We start from the raw sequence: 12,707 nt of genomic DNA on the forward strand, positions 1-12,707 counted from the left end.
GTTCTCGAAGCGGATCTCGCGCGGATCCTCCGGCAGCCGCGTGCCGCCCGCCGGGATCGCCCACTGGTCCGCCTCGGTGTACAGCCGGTGCAGATCGCCGACGAAGAGTGCCTCCTCGTGCAGCGCGTTGACCTCCACCACGAGCGTGTCCAGGCTCTGCGAGCCGGTCCGGATCGCGATCACGGCCGTACCCGCCACCGACAGGGCCATCGCGCCCGCCAGCAGCAGCCCGCCCAGCGTCGCGTACGTCGCCACCGTCGCCAGGCCCGTCCACGCCGCCGCGATCAGGCCGGTGCGCGCGGCGAGCCTCGCCAGGCGGGCCTGCTCGGCCTCGGCCGTCTCCGACATCGCGCGGAAGTGCCGCAGCAGGAAGGCGCCCACCCCGTGCACCCGGATCTCGGGGGCCGCCTCGGGCTCGATGAGCAGGCTGCCGAGCAGCCGGCCCGCGCGGGCGTGCTGCACCCAGGCGTGGAAGGACTCGTAGCGGCGCCGGGCGAGGGTCAGCGCGCTCCAGGCGCTCGGCAGGGTCATCGTGACCAGCAGCGGCAGCAGGGCGGGGTGCAGCACGGTCAGCACGCCCGCCGCCGCGACCAGCGAGATCATCGCGTTGATCACGCGCGTCCCGTAGGAGATCATCCGGCGCGCGGAGGCGGCACCGTACTGCGCGGTGTCCAGCAGCTTGTGGAAGGCGTGGTCCTCGATCGCGGCCAGCTCCACGGCCGCGGCCCGCTCCAGGTACTGCTCGGTCGCCACCCGCTCGACCTTGGGCTCCAGCCGGCCGGTGGCATAGGTGCTCGCGGCCCGCAGCAGGGCTGCGAGGAACATCACGACGGCCACCGTGACCAGGGCGGGGACGGCTCCGCGGAGCCGGTCGTCGATCGGGCCGCCGCCCATCAGCCGGGCCAGCACGCTGTTCACCGCGAGCAGGCTCACCGCCTGCGCCACGCCCCGGCCCGCCTCGGCGGCCAGCACGATCCGCGCGGCGCCCCGGTCGGCCTGCCGGGCGAGCCGGAGGCTGGCCGCGAGCAGGGACGGCAGCCGGGTGATCATGGCGTGGAAGTTCAGCTCCAGGAACGCGTCGGCGTGACTGTTCCAGCCCATGTCGTAGCGCAGCGGCCCGCCGAAGAGCAGCCGCTCCGACTCGGACACCTCCGGCGCGGTCCGCTTCTTCCCCACAGTCGACCGACCTCCCCGCTCGGGCCCGCTCCTTGGAACGAACGGCCACTATCGCGGGGCGGACACCGCCCGGGGCAGGGCGCAGCCCGGGGCGCCGGATGCGCGCGGGCGCACGACCTGGCCGGAGGAGGTGCGGGGCGGCGCGGGGGTGCGGGGTGGTGGGGGGACGGGGGCATGCGCTGGGGTGAGGGGAGCGGCCGGAAGGAGGGGCGCCGGCGGCGCGGAGGCCGGGTGTGGAGGTGGGGTGGGCGACGGCTGGGCGTGCGGGGCCGGGCTGGTCCGACTACGCGCTGACCGGACGGGACCAGGAGGGGCCGTCTACGCGCTGACCGGACGGGACCAGGAGGGTGCCGTCCCCGTCGCGCGGCACAGGGCCAGGTACAGGGGTATCGGCGGGGTGTACGGAAGGGTGCCGTCCGGGCGGTGGATCAGGTCGGGGATCTCCGGCAGGTCGGGGACGGCCGCGCCGGTGACGTACCGCGCCGGGGCGGGCCACTCAAGGGCGTGGTCGGAGTCGGACGGCACGAGCCACCACCAGTGCGTCTCGTCGGCGTAGACGCAGCCCACGCGGGGCAGTCGCGGCATGACCAGCGGGCCGAGGGCGGCGGGCACGGCGACCGCGTCACAGCCCAGCGGGGCCGTCATGCCGTCGGGCACGGGCAGCCGCAGGGCCGGACCGGGCGTCCGCAGCCCGCGGCGGACGCGCAGCAGCGTGTCCAGGTTCAGCACGCGTCCTCCCCGTGCGGGGCTCATGCGTGCCCCCGCTCTCGGCGGCGCTTCTGCGGGGGGACCTCCGGGGCTCCGCGCGTGTGGCGTGCCTCCTGAGGGGTTCCGTCTCGGTCGTCCGGGTCATCGGACGGGCCGCGCTTCGGGCGGGCGCCCCAGCCCAGGTCCGCACAGGGCTCGGCCGGATCGTTCGGCAGGTCCGCCGTGCGTGGCAGCTCGGCCCAGACCAGCAGCCCGGGGCCGTTCTCGTGGGCGCCCCAGGAATGACAGAGGGCGTCGACGAGGAGCAGTCCCCTCCCGTGCTCCTCCTCGGGCCGTGTCCGGCCGGCGGCGTGGGGCTGGCCAGGGGCGCAGCCCTCGTCGCGCACGGCTATCCGCACCAGGTCGTCACCGTCGTGCAGCTCGCACACTATGTGGGTGCTCGCCGTGTGCACGATGGCGTTGGTGACCAGCTCGGAAACCACCAGGGCCGCGCTGTCGCACGTGTCCTCGCACACCGACCAGCCCGTCAGCCGGGCTCGGGTCAGGCGTCTGGCCTGCGCGGGAGAACCCGGATGTGCGGCCAGCTCGAAACGGAACCGGCGCTCGGCAGCGGCCCCGAGGGGGACCTCTTCCGTGGCGGCGCCAAGCCCGGGAGGGCCGGCGGCGTCTGTTCCTAAGGGCGCGGACGGAATCACGCTTGCCACTATCGCCCCGCCGTGAACACTTGGCAAGTGTCACTCTGAAATTTGCAGAGTGCTGTGTGACGGTCTGGAAGGCCGTGGCACACTGCTCGCAACAGCACCCCGCGCGGCGCCAGTTGAGATCGTCGAAGATTCGTTCGAAACCTTTGTTCGAATCAGTTCTTCGAAAAGGTCCTCGAATGGCGCCGCCGGGCTGTCAGCGTTCTTTTGTGACCGGCTCGTCAGAACTTTTCCTGGAAACTGGAGGTGGAGCGTGAGTGAACCGCGGTCCGCGCCGACGGTCGGTCAGGTCGTTCTCGGCCGACGCCTGTTGGACCTGAGGGAACACGCCGGGATGAAGCGCGAGGAGGCCGCGCGCATCCTCCGCGTCGCCCCCGCCACGGTCCGCCGTATGGAAATGGCCGAGGTCGCGCTCAAAATCCCTTACCTGCAACTGCTCCTCAAGGCCTACGGCATCTCCGACGAGGAGGCCGAGGCCTTCGTCCTGCTGGCCGAGGAAGCCAACCGGCCCGGCTGGTGGCAGCGTTTCCACGACATCCTGCCCGGTTGGTTCTCGATGTACGTGAGCCTGGAGGGCGCGGCCAGCGTCATCCGCAGTTACGAGCCTCATTTCGTCCCCGGGCTGCTGCAGACCGAGGACTACGCGCGCGGGGTGCTCCAGTCGGGCGCCATCGGCCAGACCCGGCCCGATGACATCGAGCGCCATGTCGCCCTGCGCATGCAGCGCCAGGACCTGCTCACCCGCGAGGACGCGCCCCGGCTGTGGGTCGTGATGGACGAGACCGCGCTGCGGCGCCCGGCCGGCGGCCCGGAGGTCATGCGGGCCCAGATCGACAAGCTGCTCGACGCCACGAAGCTGCCCAACGTGACGCTGCAGATCGCCCCGTTCGCCAATGGGCCGCACCCGGGCACGTACGGGCCGTTCGTGCTGTTCCGATTCGCCATGCCCGAACTGCCGGACATGGTCTACAGCGAGTACCTGACCGGCGCGGTCTATCTGGACGCGCGCACCGAGGTGGCGACCCACCTCGAGGTCATGGACCGCATGGCGGCGCAGGCCGCTACGGCACATCGCACGAAGGAGATCCTCCGGGATCTCCGCAAGGAGCTGTGAATGGATCGCATCAAGCCGCGCAAACACGTCTACAACGGCATGCCCGCGCGCGACTTGGGCAGCGAAGGCTGGCACAAGCCGTGGAGCGGCGGGAACGGAGGCAACTGCCTGGAGGCGATGAAACTCGCCGACGGCCGGATCGCCCTCCGCCAGTCCACCGACCCGGACGGACCGGCGCTGATCTACACCACCGACGAGATGACGGCCTTCATCGAGGGGGCGAAGTCCGGGGAGGCGGACTTCCTGCTGTCCTGATGCGTATGTGCCGTTCTTTGTCCTTAACTTTCCTACGCTGGCGCTGAATTGACCGCCCCTTGCGCCTTACGGAGTGCCTCATGACCGGGCAGGAACCCACGTCGGCCGACCAGATCGACACGACCAGACCCCATCCCGCGCGGATGTACGACTGGTACCTCGGCGGCAAGGACAACTACCCGGTCGACGAGCAGATGGGCCGGCAGATGCTCACCCTCGACCCCAGGGTGCCGGTGATGGCCCGGGTCAACCGCGCCTTCATGCACCGGGCCACACGCTGGCTGGCCCGCAACGGCGTACGGCAGTTCCTGGACATCGGCACCGGCATCCCGACCGAGCCCAACCTGCACCAGGTCGCCCAGGAGACGGCACCCGGCGCCCGGGTCGTCTACTGCGACAACGACCCCATCGTCCTGGCCCACGCGGCGGCCCTGCTGCGCGGCACGGACGAGGGCGCGACCGAGTACCTCCAGGCCGACGTGCGCGACCCGGACGCCATCCTTAAGGGCGCGAAGAAGGTCCTGGACCTCGGCCGGCCCGTCGCGCTGTCGCTCGTGGCGCTGCTGCACTTCATCTCCGACGAGGACGGCGCCCACGACCTGGTCCGCCGGCTGCTCGCCGAACTGCCCTCCGGCAGCTACCTGGTGATGACCCACGCCACCGCCGACTTCACCCCGGAGGAGTCGCAGGCGGCCACCGAGAAGCTGCGTGCCGCCGGCGTCACCCTGGCCCTGCGCTCCCGTGAGGAGTTCACCCGCTTCTTCGACGGCCTGGAACTCGTCGAGCCCGGCGTCGAGGTGCCCCACCGCTGGCACCCCGAGCTGGGCGAACCCGTGCCCGGGCAGGACGACGGGGTGATTCCGGGCTACGGGGCGATCGGGCGCAAGGCCTAGGCGTTTCGGAGTCCGCCAGGGTTCCGCTTCGGGCCGGTCAGGGCGGCGGCAGCGCACCGCACAGCGCCTCCAGGGCCGGCCCGTAGGCGTGCTCGGACGGGGTCGCGTACCCCACGACGAGCCCGTCGCCCACCGGCATGTCGGCCTCCGGGTGCCGGAACGCTGCGAGGCCGTCGAGGGCGATGCCCTGCCAGGCGGCGGCCTTGACCGCGGACGCCTCGGTGCCGGGCGGCAGCCGCAGCACCGCGTGCAGCCCGGCCGCGATGCCGGTGGCCTCGATGTGCGGCGCGTGCTCGGCGAGCGCCGAGACGAGCCGGTCCCGGCGGCCGCGGTACCGCTGCCGCATCCGCCGCACGTGCCGGTCGTACGCCCCCGAGGCGATGAAGTCCGCCAGGCTCAGCTGGTCGAGCACGCTCGCCCACGCCTCGCGCTCGCCCTTGGCGTCCAGTACGGCGCCGACGTACCGCTCCGGGAGCACCATCCAGCCCAGCCGCACCGCCGGCGACAGGCTCTTGCTCACCGAGCCGATGTGGATCACGTGCTCGGGGTCGAGCCCCTGAACCGCGCCGACCGGCTTGCGGTCGTAGCGGAACTCCCCGTCGTAGTCGTCCTCCAGGACCAGCCCGTCACGCGCGCGTGCCCAGTCGATCACGGTGGCCCGGCGCGCGGGGTGCAGCGGGCCGCCGGTCGGGAACTGGTGCGCCGGCGTGAGCAGTACGGCCCGCTCGCGCCCCAACCGGTCGACCTGTGCGCCGTTGTCGTCGAGGGGGAGCGGCACGGTCCGCACCCCGGCCGCGCCCAGGACCTCCCGGTGGAACCCGAGTCCGTACGCCTCCACCGCCAGCGGCCCGCGCAGGACGCCGCCGCCGAACAGCAGCCGCAGCGCGTGCGCGAAACCGGAGCAGATCACGATCCGGCCCGGCGCGGTCCGCACCCCCCGGGCGCGTGCCAGGTACTCCGTGAGCGCCTCCCGCAGTTCCGGCCGCCCCGCGGGGTCGCCCGGCCCGAACACCTCGTGGGGCGCCTGCTGGAGGGCTCGCCGGTAGGAGGTCAGCCAGGCGGTGCGTGGGAAGGCCGAGGCGTCCGGCGTGCCCTGCGTCAGATCGTGCCGCGGGCCATGCGCGCGTGGAGGCGTCTTCTTGGGCACGCGGGCGGCGGGCCGCAGCGGTTCGGCTCGCTCCGCGACCCGGGTGCCCGAGCCCTGCCGGGCGGTGAGCCAGCCCTCCGCGACGAGTTCCGCGTACGCGTCCGCCACCGTGTTGCGCGCGACCCCTAGGTCCGCCGCGAGCGAGCGGTACGGCGGCAGCCGCGTACCCCGGGCGAGCCGCCCGCTGCGGACGGCCTCGCGCAGGGCCCCGATCAGTGCCGCCCGGCGGCCGCCCGGCCCGGTCAGCTCCAGATGCAGGTCGGACCCGATCCGCTCCGCCGCATTGACCCACGAATCCACCATGGAAATGCACCCTACAGCGGGTCTTTCCGGCCCGTAGGTTGAAGGGCATGACGACGAACACGAGCACGAAGAGCGCCCACGGGACGGCGAACCGGCTGGACTTCGGCACGTCCGCCCCGAAGGCCTTCCGGGCCCTCATCGCCTTCGACGCCGCCGCCCGCGAGGGCCTCGACCCGGCCCTGGTCGAGCTGATCCAGATCCGTTCCTCCCATCTCAACCACTGCGCGTACTGCCTCCACATGCACACCAATGACGCCCGCAAAGCCGGTGAGAGCGAGGACCGGCTGCACATGGTCGCCGTGTGGCGCGAGGCCCGTCACTTCTTCTCCGAGCGGGAGCAGGCGGCCCTCGCCCTCACGGACGCGCTGACGCTCGTCGCCGACGCCGGCGTCCCGGACGACGTCTACGCGCAGGCGGCCGCGCGGTTCGACGAGCGGGAACTGGCCCAGGTCATCGCCCTGATCTGCACGATCAACACGTGGAACAGGGTGGCGCTGTCGACGGGGAAGGTCGCGGGGACGGACGAGCGGTGACCGTCCGACGGGTGGGTGGTGATCGTCCGTCAGGTGGGCGGTGGTCGTCCGCAGGTGGGCGGTGATCGGTTGCCGGGTGGCGCGGCGGCGGTTGGCGGGGGCGCGGCGGACTACACAGCCATGGGCCGGTCGTACGGCCCGATCGGCGCCGGCAGCCTCGAACTGCCCGTCAGATGACGGTCGACGGCAGCCGCCACCGCCCGCCCCTCGGCGATCGCCCACACGATGAGCGACTGCCCCCGCGCCGCGTCGCCCGCGGCGAACACCCCGGGCACGTTCGTGGCGAATCCGGAGTCCCGCGCGATCGTCCCGCGGGGCTCCATCTCCAGCCCCAGCTGGTCGACGAGCCCGTCCTCCCGGTCGGGCCCCGAGAAGCCGAGGGCGAGCAGCACGAGGTCGGCGGGGAGCGTCCGCCCGGTGCCGTCCAGCGGGCGGCGCCGCGCGTCCACCTCGACCAGGTGCAGCGACCGCACATGCCCCTGCTCGTCGCCGTCGAAGCGCAGCGTGGATGCCGCGAACAGCCGTGCGTCCGCGTTCGCGACCGGGGCGGTCCGCAGGTCACGGGCCTCTTCATGAGCGGCGGACAGCCGGTAGACCCGCATCGGGTACGTCGGCCAGGGCTCGGTGTCCTCGTCCCGCTCCGCGTCCGGCAGTGCGTAGATGTCCAGCTGGGTCACGGACGCCGCGCCCTCCCGGACCGCCGTGCCCAGGCAGTCCGCCCCGGTGTCGCCGCCACCGACGATGACCACGTGCCTCCCTGCGGCCGACAGCGGAGACGTCTCCAGATCACCTTCGCGCACCCGGTTGGCCAGCGGCAGGTACTGCATCGCCTGGTGGATCCCCGTCAGCTCCCGCCCCGGCACCTGGAGTTCACGCCAGGCGGTCGCCCCGGTGGCGAGCACCACGGCGTCATAGCGCGTGCGCAACTCCTCGGCCCCGATGTCCCGCCCGACCGCCGTCGACGTCCGGAACTTCGTCCCCTCGGCCCGCATCTGCTCCAGCCGCCACTCCAGATGGTGCTTCTCCATCTTGAACGCCGGGATGCCGTACCGCATCAGTCCGCCGAGCCGGTCGTCCCTCTCGTACACCGCGACCGTGTGCCCGGCCCGCGTCAGCTGCTGGGCCGCGGCCAGCCCGGTCGGGCCCGAGCCGATCACCGCGACCGTCTTGCCGGACAGCCGCTCCGGCGGCATCGGCGGCGCGATGCCCTCCTCCCTGGCCCGGTCCGCGATGGCACACTCGACGTTTTTGATCGTGACGGCAGGCTGGTTGATCGCCAGCACACACCCCGCCTCGCACGGAGCCGGGCACAACCGGCCGGTGAACTCCGGAAAGTTGTTCGTGGCGTGCAGCCGGTCGGAGGCCGCCCGCCAGTCCTCCCGGGAGACCAGGTCGTTCCACTCGGGGATCAGATTGCCCAGCGGGCAGGCGTCGTGGCAGAAGGGGATGCCGCAGTCCATGCAACGGTCGGCCTGCCGACTGATGATCGGCAGCAGCGCCCCGGGGACATAGACCTCGTCCCAGTCCCGCGCCCGTTCCTCGACCGGCCTGCGCGGCCAGTCCTGGCGGGGCGTGGTCATGAAACCCTTGGGATCGGCCATGGCCGTCTTCCTTGCGTGCACGTGTGCCGGGCCGTACGTCGTCGGGCCGCACTCTCCTCATGCGTCGTGCGGGACTCCTTTCGCCACGATACGTCCGCCACCCGGCCGCTGCCTGTCGCCGCCTGGCGCCGGAGCCCGGTGAGCCGCCGGCGTCAGGTGAGCGCCAGCACGTACGACAGCGCCGCCCCGGCCGAGGCGGCCGTGCGGACGTGGTTCCACAGCGTCCACTCCCGCAGATACACCGGCCAGTACGCCGCCGCCTCCGGTGTGTCCGGCTCCAGCCCGGCCAGCGCGTCGTTGCGCGGCACGTTCGCGACCATGGTCAGCCCGAACGACCCGAACAGGTACAGGGCGCTGCCCACCAGGAGCTCCACCGTTCCCTCGTCCGGCCACAGCACGAACGTCACCACGGCGATCACCGCGCACAGCGCGGCCGACCCGAGGAACACGATCATGAACGGCAGAGTCACCGCGGCCACGTTGATCGCGTTCATCGCGGCGACCCCCTGCGCGGGCGGCAGCATGCCGAGGCCCCGCATCACGAAGGTCGAGAACCCGCAGAACACCCCGGCCACGAGGCCGGTCCCGAGCACCCCCAGCACCGTCAGCACGAAGTACGGTCCGTCGATCATGTCCCTCTCCCGCCCGTCGAGCCGGGGACCCTGCCCGGCACCCTTCCTCACCACAAGTGAAATCCCGTACCGGCACAGTGACCATGGCCGAGCGGCGCGGGCCCATAAGCACACGTCCACGGTCCACCGGACGGCCCCCTCCTCACGCCCGTGGAACGGCCGGGGCGGACGCGCGGCGGCTCTGCGCGCCGGGAGCTTCACATCACCCCGTGGAACCGAGCCCCGCCTCGGCCCATCCCCTCAGCACCGTCGCCACCGCCGCCGCGATCCGCCGCCGCGCCTCGTGTCTCGGCACGCCGCTCATCAGCAGCCGGTCGTACGGCGTGTCGAGGTGCCGTACGGACGCCACGACCGCCGAGGTCACCGCACCCTCGGTCAGCGCACGACCCGCCGCGCTGCGGCCCACCCGCCCGCTGCCCCGCTCCGAGGCGTGCAGGGCGATGGCCCGCGCCCGATCGGCCGGGCACCCCGGAAAGAGCCGGAGTATCTCCGTCGCGAACGCCTGGGCGAACAAGGCGTCCTGAGCCGCCCGCCGCCGCGCGTCCCGCTCCCGGCGTCGCCGTCTCGCCTCGGCGTCCGCGAGGCACCGCTGCTCGGCCCGTTCGAGCGCCGCCTCCTCGACCAGAACGCCCTGCCGCTCGTACCGGCTCTTGCGCCGGTTGAACCGTACGACCACGGCCGACAGCACGCTCTCCTCCCGCGATCTGCGGGTCAGCGCGGTGTCGCCGCTCGGCAGGAACACCAGGTGCGCGAGGTCGGCGCAGTCCAGGCAGCGCGGGGCGCCGTCCTCCAGGACCAGCAGCGGCAGCGGCCCCCGTCGGCACTCGGCGCAGTACCGCCGCTTGAGGGGCTGGAAGACGAGGAGTCCGGTGCGGGGCGGGAGCGAGGCGCGGGGGACCATACCTGCTTCATTCCCCGTGACGGCGGCCCGAACTGCGCACTTGGGGACGGACCCAGGCGATCCGGCCGCTGCTCCGCCGAGGCGCCGGCCGGCGGGACGCCCCCTGCCCCGGCCTGACGCATCATGGGCCGTGTGCGACTCGAAGCGATCACCTGGGAACGGCTCGGCGACCTGCTCGCCCAGCGCCTGCTCGATCTGAAGCCCGCCGACGGCAGTCCCTGGCCCCGCATCGCCTTCGACGGTGCTCCGGCCGCCCGCCCGGGAGACCTCGCCCGCCGCGTCGGCGAGGCGCTGCGCATACGCGGCCGCTCGTCCCTCGTCGTGGGCACCGAGGGCTTTCTGCGCCCCGCCTCCGTACGGCTGGAGTACGGCCACCAGGACGTCGAGGCCTACTACAGCGGCTGGTACGACACGGGTGCCCTGTGGCGCGAGGTGTTCGGCCCGCTCGAAGCCGACGGCGACGGCCGCGTCCTGCCCGACCTGTGGGACCCGGCCGCCGACCGTGCCACTCGCAGCCCCTACGCCGAACTCCCGCCCGGTGGTGTGCTGTTGATGCACGGGCCCTTCCTCCTCCGGCACTGGTTCCCCTTCGATCTGAGCGTCCACGTCCTCCTCTCCCAAGGCGCCCTGCGCCGCCGCACACCCGAGGCCGAGCACTGGACCCTCCCCGCCTTCGAGCGCTACGAGCAGGAGACGGACCCGGTGGGAACGTCGGATGTCCTGGTACGGGCCGACGACCCGCGTCATCCGGCGTGGAACGGCTGAGGCGGGGCCGGTGTCCGGTGCCGACCCGTGTCCGGTGGCGACCCGTGTTGGGTCCCGACCCGTAGGCCGTCGGCTTCCGTGTGCGGGCATCCGGCTGCGCGGCGAGAATGAAGGGCGCCGGGACTCGCGGTGCGTCCCGCTCCGCGCCGGCCGTCCGGCACCGGGAGGTACCCCATGACCACCGCCGGAGACATCATGCACCGCGGCGCCCAGTGGATCCCCGCCCACGAAACACTCGACCGCGCCGCCCAGCTCATGCGCGAACTCAACGTCGGCGCCCTGCCCATCAGCGACGAGAACGAGCGGCTCTGCGGCATCCTCACCGACCGCGACATCGTCGTCGGCTGCGTCGCCATGGGTCACGACCCCGCCAGGATCACCGCGGGCGAGATGGCCAAGGGCACGCCCCGCTGGATCGACGCGGACGCCGATGTCGGCGAGGTGCTGCACGAGATGCAGGAGCACCAGATCCGCCGGCTGCCCGTGATCCGGGACAAGCGCCTGGTCGGCATGATCAGCGAAGCCGACCTGGCCCGGCATCTCGCGAAGGACCAGATCGCCTCCTGGGCGGAGAGCGTCTACGCCACGACCGCCATGCACTGACCGCCTGGTCACCCCGCAGGCACTCGCACGCGCCCTTGGGCCCCCAGCGGGCCACGGCCCGAGTCAGAGCCAGCCGCTGCGCCGGAACCCCCGGTACAGGGCGAGGCACGCGACGGATATCACGCCGATGACCATGCCGTAGCCGTACCGCCAGTGCAGCTCCGGCATGTGGTCGAAGTTCATGCCGTAGACCCCGCAGACCATCGTCGGCACCGCGACGATCGCGGCCCACGCGGTGATCTTCCGCATGTCCTCGTTCTGCGCGACCGTGACCTGCGCGAGGTGCGCCTGGAGGATGGAGTTGAGCAGTTCGTCGAAGGCGGCGATCTGCTCCTTCGCCCGCAGGAGATGGTCCGAGACGTCGCGGAAGTACGCCTGTATCTCCGGATCGACCGCCCGGATCGGCCGGGTTGCGAGATCCTCCAGTGGCCGGCTGAGCGGAACCACCGCCCGCTTGAGCTCCAGCAGTTCACGCTTGAGCTGGTAGATGCGCCCCGGGTCGGCCCGCGCGCCGGCCTCCGAGAACACGTCCGTCTCGACCTGGTCGATGTCCGCCTGCACCGCGTCCGTGACCGTCAGGTAGTCGTCCACCACATGGTCCGCGAGCGCGTGCAGCACCGCCGACGGGCCCTTGGCGAGCTGGCCGGGGTCGGACTCCAGCTCCTCGCGCAGCGGGCCCAGCGAGCCGTGCCGGCCGTGCCGCACCGTGATCACGAAGTCCGCGCCGACGAACACCATGATCTCGCCGGTGTTCACCACCTCGCTGGTGGCCGTCAGCTCCTCGTGCTCGACGTAGCAGACCGTCTTGAACACCGCGAAGAGCGTCTCGCCGTAGCGCTCCAGCTTGGGCCGCTGGTGGGCCTCGATCGCGTCCTCGACGGCCAGCGGGTGCAAGTCGAAGAGCTCGGCGATGCCCGCGAACTCCTGGTCCGTGGGCTCGTGCAGGCCGAGCCAGACGAAGCCCTCCCGGCTCTTGCGCACCCGCTCCACGGTGTCCACCAGATCGCCGCGCGCGGAGGTGCGGACGCCGTCCCGGTACGTCACGCAGTTCACCACCGAGGAGCCCAGCGGGGACCGGGCCGGGTGACTCAGATCGACGCGCGGACGTCGCCGGGCCAGCCGAGCCACCTTGCGAAGGCCACCGACCCCGCCGAGGCTCGTGACCTTCCGCAGATTCCCTGCCATGGACATCCGGCTCTCCTTGCGTGGAACTTCTCGCGCTGTTCCTGCGCCTTGGCGCGCCAGTCTGCCAGGCCCGCGTGAGCTGCGGGTAAGCCTGTGGACAAGGCTCATTCCGCTTCGTTCCCGCCTGTGGACGGACGACACACAGGCGCCGTGACCCTGCCGTACGACGCATGTCCTGACCGGGTGGTTC

The 12,707-nt window shown here is 72.4% G+C and carries 14 protein-coding genes; 6 read left to right on the forward strand and 8 right to left on the reverse strand.

Going from position 1 to position 12,707, the window contains the following annotated elements:
- From ABT116_RS05800 to ABT116_RS05810, 3 genes are all read right to left on the reverse strand, one after another.
- Positions 1-1,176 (reverse strand): ABC transporter ATP-binding protein (locus ABT116_RS05800; RefSeq protein WP_502983825.1); only part of this gene is annotated, 1,176 nt, incomplete at its 3' end.
- 318 nt (positions 1,177-1,494) lie between these two features.
- Positions 1,495-1,929, reverse strand: a complete 435-nt coding sequence (locus ABT116_RS05805) for a hypothetical protein (protein WP_351628338.1) — start codon at positions 1,927-1,929, stop codon at positions 1,495-1,497.
- Entirely contained in the window at positions 1,926-2,588 is a 663-nt protein-coding gene (locus ABT116_RS05810; protein ID WP_351628341.1) for an ATP-binding protein, read from the reverse strand. Before ABT116_RS05810 ends, ABT116_RS05805 begins: the two co-directional genes overlap by 4 nt.
- A gap of 250 nt (positions 2,589-2,838) precedes the next feature.
- On the opposite strand from ABT116_RS05810, the gene ABT116_RS05815 reads away from it, so the two are divergent.
- The 3 genes from ABT116_RS05815 to ABT116_RS05825 all read left to right on the forward strand — a co-directional run bounded on the left by ABT116_RS05815 (position 2,839) and on the right by ABT116_RS05825 (position 4,847).
- The gene (locus ABT116_RS05815) at positions 2,839-3,699 is read left to right on the forward strand and encodes a Sco1979 family transcriptional regulator (protein WP_351628344.1); all 861 of its coding nucleotides are present in this window, start codon (positions 2,839-2,841) and stop codon (positions 3,697-3,699) included.
- A complete protein-coding gene (locus ABT116_RS05820; protein ID WP_033310663.1) occupies positions 3,700-3,954 on the forward strand; it encodes a DUF397 domain-containing protein in 255 nt (84 codons plus the stop codon).
- A gap of 80 nt (positions 3,955-4,034) precedes the next feature.
- The gene (locus tag ABT116_RS05825) at positions 4,035-4,847 is read left to right on the forward strand and encodes an SAM-dependent methyltransferase (RefSeq protein ID WP_351628347.1); all 813 of its coding nucleotides are present in this window, start codon (positions 4,035-4,037) and stop codon (positions 4,845-4,847) included.
- Positions 4,848-4,884: 37 nt separating this feature from the next.
- On the opposite strand, the gene pdxR is transcribed toward ABT116_RS05825, so the two are convergent.
- Positions 4,885-6,297, reverse strand: coding sequence for a MocR-like pyridoxine biosynthesis transcription factor PdxR (gene pdxR, locus ABT116_RS05830; RefSeq protein ID WP_351628350.1), 1,413 nt, complete (start codon positions 6,295-6,297; stop codon positions 4,885-4,887).
- Between the two features lie 47 nt (positions 6,298-6,344).
- Here pdxR and ABT116_RS05835 point away from each other — a divergent pair, with 47 nt between their 5' ends.
- Positions 6,345-6,830 carry a carboxymuconolactone decarboxylase family protein gene (locus ABT116_RS05835; protein WP_351628353.1) on the forward strand — a complete coding sequence of 162 codons (486 nt, stop codon included), beginning with the start codon at positions 6,345-6,347 and terminating at the stop codon, positions 6,828-6,830.
- 110 nt (positions 6,831-6,940) lie between these two features.
- Here ABT116_RS05835 and ABT116_RS05840 read toward each other — a convergent pair whose 3' ends face one another.
- From ABT116_RS05840 to ABT116_RS05850, 3 genes are all read right to left on the reverse strand, one after another.
- Positions 6,941-8,431 carry a glutamate synthase subunit beta gene (locus ABT116_RS05840; RefSeq protein WP_351628355.1) on the reverse strand — a complete coding sequence of 497 codons (1,491 nt, stop codon included), beginning with the start codon at positions 8,429-8,431 and terminating at the stop codon, positions 6,941-6,943.
- A gap of 152 nt (positions 8,432-8,583) precedes the next feature.
- Entirely contained in the window at positions 8,584-9,063 is a 480-nt protein-coding gene (locus ABT116_RS05845; protein ID WP_351628358.1) for an anthrone oxygenase family protein, read from the reverse strand.
- 202 nt (positions 9,064-9,265) lie between these two features.
- A complete protein-coding gene (locus tag ABT116_RS05850; protein ID WP_351628361.1) occupies positions 9,266-9,964 on the reverse strand; it encodes a DUF2293 domain-containing protein in 699 nt (232 codons plus the stop codon).
- A 123-nt stretch (positions 9,965-10,087) separates the two neighbouring features.
- Between ABT116_RS05850 and ABT116_RS05855 the strand changes: the two genes are divergently transcribed.
- Together ABT116_RS05855 and ABT116_RS05860 are read left to right on the forward strand one after the other, a co-directional pair.
- Positions 10,088-10,729: a nucleoside/nucleotide kinase family protein gene (locus tag ABT116_RS05855; RefSeq protein WP_351628364.1), complete on the forward strand. Its 642-nt coding sequence runs from the start codon at positions 10,088-10,090 to the stop codon at positions 10,727-10,729.
- A gap of 174 nt (positions 10,730-10,903) precedes the next feature.
- The gene (locus tag ABT116_RS05860; protein ID WP_053671225.1) at positions 10,904-11,332 is read left to right on the forward strand and encodes a CBS domain-containing protein; all 429 of its coding nucleotides are present in this window, start codon (positions 10,904-10,906) and stop codon (positions 11,330-11,332) included.
- A gap of 63 nt (positions 11,333-11,395) precedes the next feature.
- Here ABT116_RS05860 and ABT116_RS05865 read toward each other — a convergent pair whose 3' ends face one another.
- Positions 11,396-12,523, reverse strand: a complete 1,128-nt coding sequence (locus ABT116_RS05865; protein WP_351628368.1) for a magnesium and cobalt transport protein CorA — start codon at positions 12,521-12,523, stop codon at positions 11,396-11,398.
- Positions 12,524-12,707: the final 184 nt, after the last annotated feature.

The organism is Streptomyces sp. NPDC002130, assembly GCF_040296465.1.
GTDB lineage: Bacteria > Actinomycetota > Actinomycetes > Streptomycetales > Streptomycetaceae > Streptomyces.